Raw genomic sequence first — 15072 nt, forward strand, 5'->3', positions numbered from 1 at the left:
CTGTGACTGACAGGCGGCGGTATGGCGAGTGATACGGACCGGATTTATATCGAGATTCTGGAAACGGTGCTGATGGCCACCCTGGATCCTGATTTGTGGAAATCGGCGCTGCAGAAACTGGCGTTTCTCACCGGCAGCGCCTTGATGGAGTTGTTTAACGTCAAGCCCGCCGAAAACGCAGTGGCGGAGCTGCTGGTGCGGGGTATGACGCCTTACATCTGGGCGTATCTATCGCCACGATCGGAACCCACCTTAGCGCCCTGTACCAGAAAACCCATACTCGACATCAGGCAGAGCTCCTGCTGATTCTCCGCGTAATCGACGGCGAATGGTTTCGCTCGGTCAGGAATGATGGTCGCGCAGGAAAACGGTCAGCACCTCTTTCGGCGGCACGCCGCCGCATTCGCCAATCATCCAGCCCACCGCGCCGCGGTGATAGGCGCCGTGAAAGAGCATGTGGTTCAGCATCTCCATCGCGGTCATATAGCCGTCGCCGCCGTCGACAAATTTGAAGGCGATACGTTCGTGGAAATCGGCGGGGGTCATGGCGCTGACGTACTGAATGTATTCGTCCGTACAGGCGGTCATGGCCGTTTCCAGCTCATCAACGGTTGGCGTCTCAGGGGTATTCAGCGCGGTGTAGCCGTGCGGCCTGCCGCGCAGGTTCGCCCGGAAAATCATATCAACGACATGGATATGGTTCATCAGCCTGATGGTCAGGTGACGCTTTTCGCCATGTACCGTTCCGTCAATCGCGCGGATCGCCTGTAAGGTGGCAAGGTCAATCCAGCGCTTGTATTTCAACAGCGTTACTACTGTGTCTTTGTCCATAGTCGGTCCCGGGTTGGTTGAATCGTTATCATACTGGTTATGCCGGTGAGCCGTCACTCACCGGCATCAGGCACAAAAAAGCCTCGCCGAGGCGAGGCTTTTCAATAAGCAGGTGATTTAGTCAAACACACCGTTAATCACGGCGGTGACGATCGCGGTGCTCAGGGCCACCAGCACCAGATCATCGCCGACCGCGCGCCATTCATAGCCCGGATAATAGGGCAGGTCGTTAATCATAGAAGCTGGCAGGGTCTTTTTGGCGATCCCCGGAGGGAGCGGTTTGCCGCGAGCGACATTTTTGGCGATACCCGGCGGCAGCGCCTGATAGCCGACCAGACCGTAGTTCACGGCAAGGGAGCGCGCCCGTGAGAAGCTAATATCGCTGTCGACGTGGTCGGGCTTGCCGTAGTTTTTCCGTTTGCCGTGATCTTCAGTGGACTGGCCTTTATTTTGCCCTTTATTGCCATGGTCGCCACTGTTACCGTTGTTACCATGATTGCCGCTATTGCCATGGTTACCACTGTTCCCGTGATTACCACCGCCGTTGCCATTGCCATTACCCGGGTTGGCATACGCTGGCGCGGCCATGACGGCAAGGGAAATAACCGCCGCCAGTGCTGTTTTGAGAGTGCGACGCTTAAGCATGATGTTGATACCTTAACAGGGAGTACACGCTTAAAAAAATAAGATAAAGCTATACCCCAGGCAATCTCATGTTGTCTTATTTTTTTGCCCTTATTTAATTAGCGGCGGGAAAAGGGTAGCGGGACGCGGACGAGCAATTCCATTGCTGCGTTTTGACAGACGGGCGACCGCGCCCCGCTAAATATCTTGCCGGGAGGATCGCTCCCGGGCGTGGAGAAAAAATGCCCGAAGCCATTGGGCAAAAGAGTACAAAGATGTTCCGCTTCATTTATCGCGCGTCTCACAAGACGGGGCGGATAGTAAATCCTGGCGCTGCCGCGCACAATCGGTCGGTTGTTTAGAAATAAATAACCCCATTGACCGCGCTCAGGATGCGACCCAATGACAGGCGACCCGATGGCCCGGGGCCACCTCGCGCAGCGCCGGAGGCTCTCTGCGGCAACGTTCGCTGGCCAGCGGGCAGCGGGATGAAAAGCGGCAGCCGGCGGGGGGATTGGCCGGATCCGGGATCTCGCCTTGCACCAGCGCCTGCGGTTCGCTGTGCGGGTCGAGGGTCGGCACCGCAGCCATCAGGGCGCGGGTATAGGGATGGAGGGGGCGGCTGAACAGCGCATCGCGGCTGGCGCTTTCCACCAGTTGCCCGAGATACATCACCGCCACATCGTCACATAAATGCTCCACCACCCCGAGGTCGTGGGAGATAAACAGAAACGTGACGCCGCGGTTGTCGCGCAGGTCGGAAAACAAATTGATGATCTGCGCCTGAATCGACACATCAAGGGCCGAGATGGGTTCATCGGCGACGATAAAATCCGGGTTGAGGATCAGCGCCCGGGCAATACCGATCCGCTGACGCTGGCCGCCGGAAAACTGATGCGGGAAGCGGGCATAGTGTTCCGGCGCCAGGCCGCAGATCTTCATCACGTCGATTACCCGGTCATATAGCTCATTGCGGGCGCACAGTTTGTGCTCCAGCATGGCTTCGCCAATCGCTTCGCCAATACGCAGCCGCGGGTTCAGCGAGCTATAGGGGTCCTGAAACACCAGCTGCATCCTGGGCCGGATAGCGCGCAGGGCAGGCGCGGTCAGGTCGGCCAGCTCCTGACCGTGAAATTTCACGCTGCCGGCGCTCTTCTCGTACAGGCCAAGCAGGGTCCGGCCGACGGTGGTTTTACCGCTGCCGGACTCGCCCACCAGGCCAAAAATGGTGCCCGGACGGATATTAAAGCTGACGCCGTCCACCGCGCGAAGCTCGCCGGTCTGCTGACCAAACAGGCCGTCGCGCAGCGGAAAATATTTTTTCAATCCATCCACTTCAATGACATAGCGTTCGCTCATGCTGTCACCTCCGCAAATTCGCTATAAAAGCAGGCAGCACGTTGGCGGTCGCCGAGCAGCGGCGGAATCGCCTCCCGGCAGCGCGCCGTCGCCCGCTCGCAGCGCCCGGCAAAGGCGCAGCCCGCCGGCAGGGCGGCCAGATCCGGCACCTGGCCGGGAATTGAGTACAGCCGCCGACGCCGCTCACCGGGCACCGGTCGGGAGGCGATCAGCCCCCGCGTGTAGGGATGCTGAGGATGCCGTAGCACTTCCGCGGTGGCGCCTTGTTCCACAATTCGTCCGGCATACATCACCACCACCTGCTCGGCCATCTGCGCGATCACCCCCAGGTCGTGGGTAATCAGCATCATCGCCATCTGGCTGGCCCGGGCCCGATCCCGCAGCAAGCGTAGGATCTGCGTCTGCACGGTCACGTCGAGAGCGGTGGTGGGTTCGTCGGCGATCAGCAGTTTGGGCCGACAGCTCAGCGCCATGGCGATCATCACCCGCTGCAGCATGCCGCCGGAAAGCTGGTGAGGATAGCGGGTCATCAGGCTGTCCCCGCGCGCCAGGCCGACCTCGCTTAACAGCTGGATGGCCTGATGCCAGGCGGCTTTCGGCGTGGCGCCGAGGTGGCGGATCGGCGGTTCGCATAGCTGCTCCCCGATGGTCAACACCGGGTTGAGGGCCGACATCGGTTCCTGAAAAATCATTGCCAGCTGGTGACCGCGCAGATCGGCCATCTGTCTGGCTTTCAGCCGCAGCAGATCGCGGTCCGCGAAGCGGATCTCGCCGCCGTCGATGCGCGCCGTCTGCGGCGGCAGGAGGCCCATCAGCGCCATGGCGGTGACGCTTTTGCCGCAGCCGGATTCACCCACCACGCCAACGGTTTGCCCGGCCTGAATGGTGAAAGAGACCTCCTGCACCGCGCGCACGCGAGAGCGTTCGCCGGCGAAAGAGACGGAAAGATGATCAAAGGAGACTAACGGCGTGGTCATTTCAGCCTCGGTTTCATATTGGGATCCATGGCATCGCGCAGGCCATCGCCCAGCACGTTGATGGCGATCACGGTGATAAAGATGGCGATGCCCGGCGGCATCCACAGCCAGGGGCGACGCTGGAAATCGATCAGACTGTTAGCGGCATCCATCATATTGCCCCACGACGGCGTCGGCGGCACCACGCCGAGGCCGAGATAGCTCAGCGCGGATTCACTGAGAATGGCGTTGGCGACGGCCATGGTCGCCATCACCACCAGAATCGGAATGGTATTCGGCAGCAGGTGGCCAAACAGCCGGCGACGCGCCGACAGTCCCAGCACCTGGGTGGCCAGCATAAAATCGCGTTCGCGCAGGGAGAGACATTGCCCGCGCACCAGCCGCGCCAGTCGGGGCCACTCCAGCAGGCTGAGCATCACCACCACCATATAAATGCGCGAGTCCGGCGAAAAATCGAGCTCAGAAAGCATCGCCCCGGCGACGATCAATAGCGGTAACCCGGGGATAGTCATCACCAGGTCGGCCACGCGCATGATCAGTTTGTCGGTTAACCCGCCGACGTAACCCGAGAGGGCGCCGAGCAGGTAGCCGAGGCACACCGACATCACCATGGTCAGCAGGCCGATAATCAGCGAGATGCGCCCGGCCAGCAGCAGGCGGGTGTAGACATCGCGACCGAGGAAATCGGTCCCCAGCCAGTGTTCCGCCCCGGGCGGCTGGTTGATGCTCAGGGCGTCGGTGGCATCATCACTCCACGGCGACCAGACGGGCCCCAGCACGCACCACACCGCCATCACCGCCAGCAGGATCAAGCAGAACATGGCCAGCCGGTTACGGCGCAGCTGTCGCCACCCCTGGCGCCAGGGAGAGGGGGTAATGTGCGCCAGCGCCGGGATAGCCGCCTGCCGCTGGCGGCGACGGGAAGCTAAGTAAGACAGGATCATCATGACCTCACCCGAATACGCGGATCGGCCCAGGCGTACAGCACGTCGGCGAGCAGATTCCCGACGATCGTCAGCACCGCCAGAAACAGGGTAAACCCCATCAGTACCGGATAGTCGCGGGCGGCCAGCGAGTCGATATGAATGTGGCCCGCCCCCGGCCAGTTGAATACCTTTTCGGTAATGATCGCCCCGGAGAATAGCCCCGGCAGCTCGAAGCCCAGCAGGGTGATAATCGGCAGCAGGGCGTTGCGCAGGGCATGTTTGAGGATCACCGTGCGCTCCTGCAACCCCTTGGCACGGGCGGTACGGATAAAATCCATTTTCACCACGTCGAGCATACTGGCGCGCACATAGCGCGTCAGGCTGCCCGCCTGCAGCATCACCAGCGCCAGCACCGGCAGCGCCAGATGGGCAGCCACCTGCAGCACATACTGCCAGCCGCTCTCGTCGCTGCCGGTATTGGTCATCCCGCCTACCGGCAGCCAGTGGAGATCGACGGCGAACCATTTAATCAGCAGCAGGCAGAGGAAAAAGGTGGGGAACGACATGGCGGCAAACACCGCGACGCTCACCAGATGATCAAACCAGGAGCCGGGTCGCAGGGCAGAAACCACGCCGACCGCCAGGCCGATGCCCCAGTAAAAGACCAGCGCGACGCTGGCCAGCAGAAAAGAGTTCCAGATGTACTGGTTGAGCAACTGGCTGACCGGGATCTGATACTGAAGCGAAAAGCCTAAATCACCGCGCAGCAACTGTCCCAGCCAGTGGAGGTAGCGGGTCAATAGCGGCTGGTCGAGGCCGTAGATCGCCTTTAGCTCCGCGGCGCGGGCAGCGGTCAGGGTGATATTGCCATCGATAAAGTCGCCGGGGGTTTTGGCAAACAGCAAAAAAATAATGAAGGAGGCCAGCAGCAGCATCGGCAGCGTTTGCAGCAGGCGCCTCAGGATGAAATTTCTCATGACGGTCTCACATCAGCCGCCGGTTAACCCGGCGGCCAGGGATTTATTTGACGATTTTTACATCCGGCAGGCTGCCGGTCAGGCCGTTGTAGATATCCGGCTTAAAGCCGCTGACGCGGGCGCTGCTGGCGGAAAGGATCTCGCGATAGCCGAGCAGGATCACCGGCGGATCGTCGGCCAGCACTTTATACAGCTGGTGGTAGATCGGCTTGCGCTGTTCGATGTCGAGCACCGCGTTGCCGGCGTTAATCAGCTTATCGACTTCCGCGTTATGGTAGCCGGACTCTTTAGCTTCGCTGCTGTAGAAATCCCATACCCCGTCGTGCGGGTCGTTGAGGGTGCTGGTGCTGAACGAGGCCAAATCGTAATTTCCGGCTTTGCGCTGCGCCATCAGGGCGTTGAAATCCACCACCTGCGGCTTCAGCAGCACGCCGATCTGCCGCCAGTTCTCCTTGGCGATGGGGATCAGCGCATCGTTGAGCACCTTCTTGCTCACCAGCAGGGTCAGCTCCAGGCGCTGGCCGTCTTTGGCGCGGATACCGTCGGCGCCTGGTTTCCAGCCGGCCTCATCCAGCAGCTTTTTGGCCTGGGCCGGATCGTAAGGGTAAGGGTTGACGCCTTCAGCGTTAAAGGCCCAGGAGATCGGCGCGATCGGTTCGATGGCGACTTTGCCGTATCCCTGATAGACCACGTCGATCAGCTTCTGCCTATCCAGGCCGTAAATCAGCGCCTGGCGCACCCGCTTATCCTGCAGCGCCGGGCGATGCACGTTGAATTCCACCTGGCTGTAGTCGCTGGAGCCGTAAAGATTAATATTGGCGAAGCCGAGCATCTTCAGTTGCTCAATATCGTCGGGGCGCGAGGTAAAGGCGTCGTAGTCGGTCTCCCCGGTCTGGAACAGCTGGAAGTTGGTGGACGGATTGGTCACGCGATAGATAAAGCGCGGCGTTGGCGGCGTCCCACGGTAAAAATGGCTATTGGCATGGAAGCGTATTTCCTGACCGGGAATATATTTGTCGTACACGTAAGGGCCGTTGCCCAGCGGCTTGCCGTGCAGTGAGCGTAGATAGTCGAGATTCCCCCGCTGATACCCTTTGCCGTACCAGGCTTTCGACAGTACAGGCCCGCCAATTTTGGCCAGCGTGGTGGCGCCTGGCTGCGTGGTGGTCACCTGCAGGGTGAGCGGGTCGATGACCTTCAGGCCGCTGACGCTGTCAGCCTTGCCGGCTTTGTAGTCCGCCCCGCCGGCGATATTGGCCAGGGTGATGTCGGTATCGCCATCATAGCTGGGGTCGAGCAGGACCGTCAGGGTAAAGGCGACATCTTCCGCCGTCAGCGGTGAGCCGTCGCTAAAGGTGAGGCCAGGGCGCAATTTGATGGTATAGACTTTGTTATCCGGGCTGACCGTCCAGCTCTCCGCCAGTCCCGGGACCAGCTTGCCCTGGCTGTCCCAGTCGATCAGGCGTGAAAAAATGACGTTAGTCACGTTCTCATCCCAGCCGTTGACGAAAAAGTAGGGGTTAAAGATCCCTTGCGGCTCTGAGATCCCGGCCACCACCGTGTCTGTGCGCAGTTTGGCGCTGGCCGGGATCTGGCTGGCGTCAGTGGCCGGGGTGATACCTTCTTTCAGGAGACCCTCAGCAAAGACAGCAGAAGAAAATGCTACCACGCCGCCGAGCAGGGCCACTTTTAGCGCCAGGGCGAAGCGGGTTTGTCTGGTTTTTAATCCTTGTTGTAATCTGGACAAAAGTGCTACCTCATCAAATGATTGCGTGGTTATTTACAATTCATGACGAAAGATAAGAGGCGCACTTCGCCCTGTCTAACACTGAAACGCTATGATTTATAACTAATTATCCTTAGCAAAGGATCGGCAATATAATCCCATTTTATGGCTATGAAGCAGTGGTTTCCGCTGTCTGATGATGGTTGGTCAGCATGCTGTCTGTGACCCAGCTTTTCAATCGCGAGGTTCTGAACAGGCGTCACACCTGCGCGGTATTCGCCGGCTGAAAGGGAACGATGATAGTGGCCCCGTACCGACCACCGTGTAGGGAGTAAGGCTCCCTGGCGGTCAGTTCCGGGCAGACGTTAACGCTCCTTCGCCGCTGGGGGAAGCAGGGAGGGTGCGGTTTCGGTTAGCGGCAACCAGAGCCGCTCGGGGTCATTAAATCCCTCTTCGACAAGGGCATAAAAGCGGCTGGCGTGGAGACCATCGACGAAGGCATGGTTAAACCGCCCGGCCACCGGGATAACGCCATTCTGCAATTTTCCCCAGGTGAGCGCGGGGACCGCCGCGCCGACGGCATATTCCGCATGGGTCATCGAGGTGAAGTGGAGCCATGGCAGACAGCTGGCGCAGATAAAATGCTCGCCATCGACGATGAGCGGCGCCGGGGATGTCTCTCTTGCCGCGACAATCTTCGGCGTGGCCGCGGCGCTGAAGGCGGTGAACTCGGGGGCATTGTCGCACCACACCTGACGGAATCCCTCTCCGACGGTCATCACCGGCGTCATTACTGCCAGACTGTCATATTCAATCACCTCATCGTTCCGCACTCGCTGGCGTAGCTGCGGTACCCCGTTGGCCGCGCGCAGCAGGGCATAGAGCGCGAGCTGAAAAAACGAGACCCGACGGTCCTTCGCACATTCGTACAGGCGCTGCGCCGCTATCGGCACGCAGAGATTAAAGCTGGGGTTGGCGAATTGGCGGTAAAAAGTGAAATGGTCCCGGCGGGGCCAGGATGCGGTGTCGATAATCCGGTAATGTGCCATGGATGCCTCCTGAATACTGGCGTTCTGCTGACTATGCGACGATTTCGATCAGGTTGCCATCGGGATCGGCGATCACCGCCTCATAATAGCCGTCGCCGGTGGTGCGCGGCGGCGAAATCAGTATTCCGGCGGCCCCGGCGCGTTGGGCGATGGCATCGACCTGTTCCGCCCCGCCCACCGAGAGGGCCAGATGCGCCCAGCCGGTATGGTTATTATCCGCGCTGGCCTGCTGCAGGCCAGGCTTGGTCATCAGCTCGATCACCACCTCGTCGTCGATAGTAACAAAATAGGAGGCAAAGCCGGGGTTGGTCTGGCTAAGGTATTTTTCATTGATGCTGGCGGCAAAGAAGTCCACCCAGAAGCGGGCCTGGACGTCGAGCTGTTGGGTCCACAGGGCGAAATGGGCAATTTTCATGGTAAACCTCCGGGCAGGAACGTTGACAACCAGAGCAGGGCAGACGATCATGCTTGCTACTGCTCGGTTTTGATCATTTAAGGATTGTGTTATGCTCGATTATGCTGCTTTCCCTCAACAGCGACAAGCGCTGATTTGCCAGATCCTGCAGGAAAACGGCAGAGTGGTGTGCGCGGAGCTGGCGGCGCGTCTTCAGGTGTCGGAGCATACCATCCGCCGCGATCTGCATGAGCTCAGCCGCGAGGGATTCTGTAAAAAGGTGTATGGCGGGGCGGTGCTGAGTCTGCCGGAAGCGGGGGATTACAGTGAGCGGAAAGATAAAAACCGCGCGATAAAGCTCAGGATCGCGCAACAGTGTGCCCGGCTGGTGAAGCCCGGCGGCACTATTTTCATTGATACCGGGACCACCAATCTGGCGATGGCCGAGGCGCTGCCCACCGAGCTGGCGCTGACGGTGGTAACGAACTCGCCGGAGATCGCCGCGGTACTGGTGAAAAAACCGCTGTATGACGTGGTGATCCTTGGCGGCCAGGTACAGCGAGCGAGCGGCGGTTGCGTCGGCGCCGCGGCGGTGGCTCAGGTGCAGGGCATGTTATTCGACCAGGGGTTTATCGGCGGCTGCGCGATGGCGCCAGAGTCGGGCCTGACCGGCTTTGACTATGCCGACTGCGAGTTCAAGAAAGCGGTCATTAAACAGTGCAGCGAGATTATTGTTGGTCTGACTTCGGATAAAATTCCGGCAGCAGCGCGGTTTGTGGTGGCCGCCAGCAGCGATATCGATGTGCTGGTGGTGGAAGAGAATATCAGTCGCGAATATCGCGTTGCCTTTCAGCAGCACGATATTCGCATCTATACCGTGTAACCCGCTAGCGGGTGAGGGAGGTGGCGATAAGCCGCAGGCCCAGCGCCCCCAGCACCGTCGCGGTGGCGATGTCGATCCGCCGCTTCAGCCGCAGGTAGACGCGCCGCGGGCGGTCGGCAGACAGCACCAGCGCCACCAGCGAATACCAGCTGACGTCGATCAGAAAGCTCATCAGCGGCACGATGTAATAGAAGGCGGTGGGGATCTGCGCCGGCAGCAGGGCGGTAAAAATTGAGGCGAACACCAGCGCCGTTTTGGGATTGCTGAGCTGAGTATACAGCCCGTCGCGGAAGGTCTTCAGCAAAGAGCGGTTGCCGGCCATCCCGCTGGCGGAAAAATCCATCGGCTGCGCCGACCCGCGAAAAATTTTATAGCCCAGCCACAGCAGATAGAGCCCGCCCGCCACCTTCAAACCAATAAACAGCTCCGGCACCGCGGTGAGCACCTTCTGCAGGCCCAGCATCGCCATAATGGAGAAAATGGCCGCACCGGCGCCGGTACCGAGGGCGGTAACCATACCGTGCAGACGCGAGCGAGCGACGGCATTGCGCGCGACAAAGATAAAGCTTGGGCCGGGACTGATCACGCCCATGATCAGCACCGCGGCAATGGCCATCAGGCTGGATAGGAACATAGCGACTCCTGTTATGTCCGCCGCAGGCAGGCGGTCGGTAACGTGTGGACGGTTGGAGCAGACAGAGTAGCAAACTGGTTCAGGAAAGCACGTCAAAAAGGTGTGTATTAGACGGGGAGAAGCAGGCGTTGGCGGCGCGCGTTTTCTGCGCAACTGTTTGAATAACGATTCCCATTCTTGTCATCGATGGTAAACTGAATAACTGTGATCTTTGTCATACCGTAATAACTACAGAGAAGAGACACTGCTATGCAACATATCATTGAGGGCTTCCTCAACTTCCAGAAAGAGATCTTCCCCCAGCGTAAAGAACTCTTCCGCAGCCTGGCCTCCAGCCAGAATCCCAAAGCGCTGTTCATCTCCTGTTCTGACAGCCGTCTGGTGCCGGAACTGGTTACCCAGCAGGAGCCGGGACAGCTCTTTGTCATTCGTAATGCCGGGAATATCGTGCCGTCTTTCGGGCCGGAGCCGGGCGGCGTTTCCGCGACTATCGAATATGCCGTGGTTGCGCTGGGCGTGACGGATATCGTGATCTGCGGCCATTCCAACTGCGGCGCGATGAAAGCGATCGCCACCTGTCAGTGCCTTGAGCCGATGCCGGCGGTGTCTCACTGGCTACGCTATGCCGATGCCGCGAAAGCGGTGGTGGAAAAGAAAACCTGGGCTAGCGAAACCGATAAGGTCAACGGCATGGTGCAGGAAAACGTTATCGCCCAACTGAATAACATCAAGACCCATCCTTCGGTGGCGGTTGGTCTGCGCGACCATACCCTGCGCCTGCATGGCTGGTTCTACAACATCGAAACCGGCGATATTCAGGCGCTGGATAAAAACACGAAATCCTTTGTTTCGCTGTCGGAAAATCCGGACGTCTTTTTCGAATAAAGTCTTTCCAGGGCACGGAGGCCCTGCAAACCCTCACCACGCCACGCAAATTTTGCCAAAATGGGCGCCGCTTTGCAGATAGCGGAAGGCCTCCGACTGATTCGCGGCGACAGACCACTCCGCTTTACGCCGACAAGCCGCAGATAATCCAGCCAATCGGGTATTTATTGCTATCAGGCTTTTTTTGTGCTGAGAGTCAGTATTGTCCGGGATCCGGCGAATGCCGCATGGACCTGCCGGGAAAGGTCAGGAAGGGGAAAAACTAAAGCGCCGTCCAGGCGGCGCTTTAGGAAACGTTTAGGGGCAAGGGTTTATTTGCTCAGTTCAGCCGTCATATGAACACGGTTGTTAAACTGGGCGCTGGTAATTTTATAGGATGCACCCTGTTCTGCGGCCTGGGCGGCAATTTTAGCTTCCGCGCGGTCCAGCGTGGAGGCAGTGGCGCTGACGCTCTGAGCAAAGCTGGCAGCAGAGAACAGAGACAGCGCAGCAACAGCAACGAAATTTTTGATGAATTTCATGGTCGTATTCCTTAATTTGGTGTCTGATAAAGGGCCTGTTGCCCTGATGTGATAAAGAATACGCTTGATTGCTGGAGCCTAAAATCAAAACAATTTGCGAAACTCTTTCAAATAATATGAATGATTTTCCGCCGGTCGCGAGGCTGCGCGCGGCGGCAGGGTTGCATTAGCCGCTGTGGTCAGGCATCGGAGGTCGGCAGACAGGCGACTAAAAGAGAGCCTGTCGGTCATGAAATGATGAAAATGGCTATGACTGACCAGGCGGAAATTCACTTTAATCCTTTCCAGGCCGTTATAGACCCGCTTGCGATTAATCCCCAGCGTAGCGGCCATTTGATGAACCGACTGACCCTTCATGGTGGCATCAATCATCCGCATCTCCAGGCGGTTGAGCGGGGCTCGTTGACGGAAAGAAACGCTCTGACGTTGGTGACGCGGCACGAGTGGCCAGCGGCGCTCGGCCAGGCAGCGCAGAAGGCGGTTCACTTCACGTACCGCTTCGCGCTGGCTGACCCACAGTAGGGTATCCGCGAAAAAGGGGCGTCCGCGCCTTACGTTGCCGGCTGACGTAAAGCCAATGACCAGGCCCTGAAAGTGCTGAGCGATTTCAGCGGCAGCCAGGTAATCATGATAGTTTTCCAGTGACAAAATAATCACATCCAGCCCGGACAGTTCTGGAAGATGGCTGAGGGGCAGGGAGTGAATAACCTTTAATTCGGGCACTGTTTTCTGAATATCCCGAAAACACTGGGCGATACCGATATTAAAATAAATATTATTGCTGTGAATTAAAATATTCAACGAATAAACCCTGTTGCTGGCGATGTAAACGGCGCGGGGAGGGGATTAGCTGCGTACCAGAAGCTTATTCATATCAGCAGGCGAAGTGTTTATATAATTCATCATCCCCGGCGGTTTGTATGAATAAATTTCGGCTACGTAAACGTTATTAATATAATACCCCGCGCACTTAACGCGGATGATTAACGCGCTCTCCACGCCAGCCTGGTGTAAGCGAGACTTTAAGCTCTGAATAACCTGCCATAGGCGCTGCGCGGAAGGGCGGAGATTATTTTTTTCCCAAACGTTAATCATTAACTCTTCATCGCTGACCAGACGTTCTCTGCCGTGCGCCAGCAGGTACTCCAGTAAACAGGCCATGGTGCTGCGTAGCTGGACTTGCGTCCGTGTCCCGCGCAGCGTGATAATTTCCCGATGATGCAGGCAGTAGAAAATATTATCCGCTAACTTATAGCCAAGTAGTTTATAGCCTTTAGTCATCCACAACTCCCTGACAAATCCTCTTCTTGCCGGTGCAGAGTACCTGCCCGCTGCTGACTGACCAAGTGAATTTTATCAGTTAGAATAATCAAAACAAATAACCACACATCCATACATAACTAGAATAAAAATCTGATAATATCGCTTGATTCTGTTGTATTATGCGGTATAGGAAAAGTCTTAATCAGGCGACTGGCGAAGGTAAGCGGTTGAAAATATAGGTGGCATCGAAAAATAAATGCACTTAAATTGATTTGGATCAATTTAAGCTATTTCAGAGGGCGATGACCATTTACATTCTAAAACAAAGATTGAAATAACTTCCGTTACGCGGTGATACGCTAATTCTGAACTTGTGGAACTACCCAGGGAATGGTTCATTTTTTTTAGGAGCGTTTTTATGGTCATTGCAACTCGTAAGCCTCTGTGCAACAAACGCTGGTCGGCCAGCCCGGCCTCCCAGGATCTTCAGTTGACTCAGCTACGTCACCCGTGGGTCGCCACCAAAGCTAGCTGCAAAAGTAAAAAAGGCTGGAAGAGCCGCGGTTAACGGCTCGTCCACTTTCCCGGACAAAACGCCCCGGTCGTGCTCATGCCGCGACCCGGGTTTTACTGGGGTCATTGTTCTGCTCAACGATCACACCGAGCGCAGACAATAGCCTGAGGCGGTGTTCTCCACTCTGGCGAATCCCGGCAGGCCAAGATGCATACCGGCAATCAACCACCGTTCGCTGGCGGCCTGGCGCAGCAGGATCTCCCTGGTACGCCGGGCCTGTTCAGGATCGACGTCGAAGGCGACCGAGGCTTCTGGCCGCGCAGACTGAATGGACGGGAAATGGACGATATCCCCCCAGATCAGCAGCGAGGTATCGCCCGCTTCGAGACGATACCCGGTATGCCCGGGCGTATGGCCGGGCAGAGGGCACGGGCGGATCCCGGCGATCACTTCCTCATCATCAACCCCGCTGATTTGCGCCGCGCAGTTCGCCAGTACACGGCGAACAAGCAGCACGTTGCGCCGGCCGCGATCGCTGGCGTTGTCGAACGTGGATGTTGCCAGCCAGTAAGCGCTTTCCCGCGTAGGCAGGAACACCGTGGCGTTGGGATACGCTGGCGTACCAGCGGCGGACAGCAGGCCGCCGATATGGTCCGGATGGGCGTGGGTGAGAAGGATGGCGTCGATCTCCTCAGGACCAACGCCGAGCCGCGCCAGATTGGCGATAAGTTCGCCGCCAACGCCATTGGCTCCGCCGGTGCCGGTATCCACCAGCACCGTATTCCCGCGACCGCGGATCAGATAGGCGCCAATCGCAATGGTCTCCGGCGAGGCTAATCCTGAATGCCGCTGCAGATGTTCCGCCTCCTCCCGTGAGATACCCGAGAGTAAGGACAGCGGCGCTGACATCAGACCATCACTCACGGCAGTCACCGTCAGGTCGCCAGCGGTCAACGTATAAAAGGGAGCAGGTGACATGGCGACCTCACGCGCGCTGCGCCGGGTTGCGTAACCGGGCGGTGATGGGCTGATAGATAAAGACGGCGGCAGTCGTGGCCAGGTGATGCAGGTTGTCTCGTGGGAGGATGGCGGCATACCGGGTTTGTTCGGTCGCCAGGCCGCCTGGCTGCAGGAGTATCGGCGCAGCGACGGGCAAGTCCTCCGCGGTATCGCCCAGCAGCAGCACTTCATCCGGGGCAACCTCCCGCAGCGTATTATTCGTTAGAAAGAGGTGGCGATGCCAGTCGGCGATCGCCGATTGCCAGCGGGCAAAATGGCCGCCGCCGTTGCGGCGGTAGGCGTCGCTGTCGATGACGGTAGCATCGTGGATATCGTGCAGCGCCAGGTAGCAGGGGCAGCCCTCGCTGAGAGCGCGGAAGCGCTGGGAGGCGTAGAAACCGGGCACAGAGACCAGCGCCGGTAGTTTTTCCTGATTGTAAAAGGTATTCCACGCCGCTTCGCTTTGGGGATCGGTGTAGGCGCATTCGACGACATAGAGCATAGTGACCT

19 protein-coding genes are annotated in these 15072 nt (G+C 58.2%); 4 read left to right on the top strand and 15 right to left on the bottom strand.

Annotated features, from left to right (window positions below; translation table 11 throughout):
* Positions 1 to 21: 21 nt before the first annotated feature.
* Positions 22 to 306: a hypothetical protein gene (locus KB892_RS10380; protein WP_004180186.1), complete on the top strand. Its 285-nt coding sequence runs from the start codon at positions 22 to 24 to the stop codon at positions 304 to 306.
* Between the two features lie 36 nt (positions 307 to 342).
* On the opposite strand, the gene KB892_RS10385 is transcribed toward KB892_RS10380, so the two are convergent.
* The 9 genes from KB892_RS10385 to KB892_RS10425 form a co-directional block, all read right to left on the bottom strand.
* On the bottom strand, positions 343 to 831 hold the full coding sequence (locus KB892_RS10385; protein ID WP_004184301.1) for a DinB family protein: 489 nt from the start codon (positions 829 to 831) through the stop codon (positions 343 to 345).
* Between the two features lie 117 nt (positions 832 to 948).
* Positions 949 to 1476: an anti-virulence regulator CigR family protein gene (locus KB892_RS10390; protein ID WP_002907918.1), complete on the bottom strand. Its 528-nt coding sequence runs from the start codon at positions 1474 to 1476 to the stop codon at positions 949 to 951.
* 366 nt (positions 1477 to 1842) lie between these two features.
* Positions 1843 to 2814 (bottom strand): ABC transporter ATP-binding protein, encoded by a 972-nt coding sequence (locus tag KB892_RS10395; RefSeq protein ID WP_004200153.1) that lies wholly within the window; start codon positions 2812 to 2814, stop codon positions 1843 to 1845.
* Positions 2811 to 3791, bottom strand: coding sequence for an ABC transporter ATP-binding protein (locus tag KB892_RS10400; protein ID WP_004200151.1), 981 nt, complete (start codon positions 3789 to 3791; stop codon positions 2811 to 2813). The genes KB892_RS10395 and KB892_RS10400 overlap by 4 nt, the downstream gene beginning before the upstream one ends.
* Positions 3788 to 4738 carry an oligopeptide ABC transporter permease gene (opp4C, locus tag KB892_RS10405; protein WP_004189669.1) on the bottom strand — a complete coding sequence of 317 codons (951 nt, stop codon included), beginning with the start codon at positions 4736 to 4738 and terminating at the stop codon, positions 3788 to 3790. Before opp4C ends, KB892_RS10400 begins: the two co-directional genes overlap by 4 nt.
* Entirely contained in the window at positions 4735 to 5694 is a 960-nt protein-coding gene (locus tag KB892_RS10410) for an ABC transporter permease (protein WP_004175825.1), read from the bottom strand. Before KB892_RS10410 ends, opp4C begins: the two co-directional genes overlap by 4 nt.
* 43 nt (positions 5695 to 5737) lie before the next feature.
* The gene (locus KB892_RS10415; protein WP_004200148.1) at positions 5738 to 7441 is read right to left on the bottom strand and encodes an ABC transporter substrate-binding protein; all 1704 of its coding nucleotides are present in this window, start codon (positions 7439 to 7441) and stop codon (positions 5738 to 5740) included.
* A 344-nt stretch (positions 7442 to 7785) separates the two neighbouring features.
* On the bottom strand, positions 7786 to 8469 hold the full coding sequence (locus KB892_RS10420) for a CatA-like O-acetyltransferase, family 1 (protein ID WP_004175829.1): 684 nt from the start codon (positions 8467 to 8469) through the stop codon (positions 7786 to 7788).
* Between the two features lie 31 nt (positions 8470 to 8500).
* Complete coding sequence (locus KB892_RS10425) at positions 8501 to 8884, bottom strand: glyoxalase/bleomycin resistance/extradiol dioxygenase family protein (protein WP_004175834.1); 384 nt, start codon at positions 8882 to 8884, stop codon at positions 8501 to 8503.
* A 91-nt stretch (positions 8885 to 8975) separates the two neighbouring features.
* On the opposite strand from KB892_RS10425, the gene KB892_RS10430 reads away from it, so the two are divergent.
* On the top strand, positions 8976 to 9746 hold the full coding sequence (locus KB892_RS10430; protein WP_002907813.1) for a DeoR/GlpR family DNA-binding transcription regulator: 771 nt from the start codon (positions 8976 to 8978) through the stop codon (positions 9744 to 9746).
* 4 nt (positions 9747 to 9750) lie between these two features.
* Here the strand turns inward: KB892_RS10430 and KB892_RS10435 are convergent, their stop codons facing one another.
* Positions 9751 to 10380: a LysE family translocator gene (locus KB892_RS10435; RefSeq protein WP_002907812.1), complete on the bottom strand. Its 630-nt coding sequence runs from the start codon at positions 10378 to 10380 to the stop codon at positions 9751 to 9753.
* 249 nt (positions 10381 to 10629) lie between these two features.
* Between KB892_RS10435 and KB892_RS10440 the strand changes: the two genes are divergently transcribed.
* Positions 10630 to 11265, top strand: a complete 636-nt coding sequence (locus tag KB892_RS10440; protein WP_211778025.1) for a carbonic anhydrase — start codon at positions 10630 to 10632, stop codon at positions 11263 to 11265.
* Positions 11266 to 11576: 311 nt separating this feature from the next.
* On the opposite strand, the gene KB892_RS10445 is transcribed toward KB892_RS10440, so the two are convergent.
* The 3 genes from KB892_RS10445 to KB892_RS10455 all read right to left on the bottom strand — a co-directional run bounded on the left by KB892_RS10445 (position 11577) and on the right by KB892_RS10455 (position 13067).
* A complete protein-coding gene (locus KB892_RS10445; protein WP_004200145.1) occupies positions 11577 to 11786 on the bottom strand; it encodes a YdgH/BhsA/McbA-like domain containing protein in 210 nt (69 codons plus the stop codon).
* An 84-nt stretch (positions 11787 to 11870) separates the two neighbouring features.
* Positions 11871 to 12587, bottom strand: coding sequence for a hypothetical protein (locus tag KB892_RS10450; protein ID WP_004200143.1), 717 nt, complete (start codon positions 12585 to 12587; stop codon positions 11871 to 11873).
* A gap of 45 nt (positions 12588 to 12632) precedes the next feature.
* On the bottom strand, positions 12633 to 13067 hold the full coding sequence (locus KB892_RS10455; protein WP_004143863.1) for a winged helix-turn-helix domain-containing protein: 435 nt from the start codon (positions 13065 to 13067) through the stop codon (positions 12633 to 12635).
* A gap of 400 nt (positions 13068 to 13467) precedes the next feature.
* On the opposite strand from KB892_RS10455, the gene KB892_RS10460 reads away from it, so the two are divergent.
* Positions 13468 to 13617: a hypothetical protein gene (locus tag KB892_RS10460; RefSeq protein WP_002907802.1), complete on the top strand. Its 150-nt coding sequence runs from the start codon at positions 13468 to 13470 to the stop codon at positions 13615 to 13617.
* Positions 13618 to 13704: 87 nt separating this feature from the next.
* Here KB892_RS10460 and KB892_RS10465 read toward each other — a convergent pair whose 3' ends face one another.
* Both KB892_RS10465 and KB892_RS10470 read right to left on the bottom strand, forming a co-directional pair.
* On the bottom strand, positions 13705 to 14541 hold the full coding sequence (locus tag KB892_RS10465; RefSeq protein ID WP_004180178.1) for an MBL fold metallo-hydrolase: 837 nt from the start codon (positions 14539 to 14541) through the stop codon (positions 13705 to 13707).
* A gap of 7 nt (positions 14542 to 14548) precedes the next feature.
* Positions 14549 to 15064: a DUF4286 family protein gene (locus KB892_RS10470; RefSeq protein WP_004200142.1), complete on the bottom strand. Its 516-nt coding sequence runs from the start codon at positions 15062 to 15064 to the stop codon at positions 14549 to 14551.
* Positions 15065 to 15072: the final 8 nt, after the last annotated feature.

Origin of the sequence: Klebsiella sp. P1927 (assembly GCF_018204675.1) — a bacterium.
GTDB lineage: Bacteria > Pseudomonadota > Gammaproteobacteria > Enterobacterales > Enterobacteriaceae > Klebsiella > Klebsiella pneumoniae.

What these genes read in the sequence shown, in the direction of transcription:
- KB892_RS10380 (WP_004180186.1), top strand. Translation starts at nt 22, where the DNA reads ATGGCGAGTGATACGGACCGGATTTATATCGAGATTCTGGAAACGGTG.
- KB892_RS10385 (WP_004184301.1), bottom strand. Translation starts at nt 831, where the DNA reads ATGGACAAAGACACAGTAGTAACGCTGTTGAAATACAAGCGCTGGATT.
- KB892_RS10390 (WP_002907918.1), bottom strand. Translation starts at nt 1,476, where the DNA reads ATGCTTAAGCGTCGCACTCTCAAAACAGCACTGGCGGCGGTTATTTCC.
- KB892_RS10395 (WP_004200153.1), bottom strand. Translation starts at nt 2,814, where the DNA reads ATGAGCGAACGCTATGTCATTGAAGTGGATGGATTGAAAAAATATTTT.
- KB892_RS10400 (WP_004200151.1), bottom strand. Translation starts at nt 3,791, where the DNA reads ATGACCACGCCGTTAGTCTCCTTTGATCATCTTTCCGTCTCTTTCGCC.
- opp4C (WP_004189669.1), bottom strand. Translation starts at nt 4,738, where the DNA reads ATGATGATCCTGTCTTACTTAGCTTCCCGTCGCCGCCAGCGGCAGGCG.
- KB892_RS10410 (WP_004175825.1), bottom strand. Translation starts at nt 5,694, where the DNA reads ATGAGAAATTTCATCCTGAGGCGCCTGCTGCAAACGCTGCCGATGCTG.
- KB892_RS10420 (WP_004175829.1), bottom strand. Translation starts at nt 8,469, where the DNA reads ATGGCACATTACCGGATTATCGACACCGCATCCTGGCCCCGCCGGGAC.
- KB892_RS10425 (WP_004175834.1), bottom strand. Translation starts at nt 8,884, where the DNA reads ATGAAAATTGCCCATTTCGCCCTGTGGACCCAACAGCTCGACGTCCAG.
- KB892_RS10430 (WP_002907813.1), top strand. Translation starts at nt 8,976, where the DNA reads ATGCTCGATTATGCTGCTTTCCCTCAACAGCGACAAGCGCTGATTTGC.
- KB892_RS10435 (WP_002907812.1), bottom strand. Translation starts at nt 10,380, where the DNA reads ATGTTCCTATCCAGCCTGATGGCCATTGCCGCGGTGCTGATCATGGGC.
- KB892_RS10440 (WP_211778025.1), top strand. Translation starts at nt 10,630, where the DNA reads ATGCAACATATCATTGAGGGCTTCCTCAACTTCCAGAAAGAGATCTTC.
- KB892_RS10445 (WP_004200145.1), bottom strand. Translation starts at nt 11,786, where the DNA reads ATGAAATTCATCAAAAATTTCGTTGCTGTTGCTGCGCTGTCTCTGTTC.
- KB892_RS10455 (WP_004143863.1), bottom strand. Translation starts at nt 13,067, where the DNA reads ATGACTAAAGGCTATAAACTACTTGGCTATAAGTTAGCGGATAATATT.
- KB892_RS10460 (WP_002907802.1), top strand. Translation starts at nt 13,468, where the DNA reads ATGGTCATTGCAACTCGTAAGCCTCTGTGCAACAAACGCTGGTCGGCC.
- KB892_RS10465 (WP_004180178.1), bottom strand. Translation starts at nt 14,541, where the DNA reads ATGTCACCTGCTCCCTTTTATACGTTGACCGCTGGCGACCTGACGGTG.
- KB892_RS10470 (WP_004200142.1), bottom strand. Translation starts at nt 15,064, where the DNA reads ATGCTCTATGTCGTCGAATGCGCCTACACCGATCCCCAAAGCGAAGCG.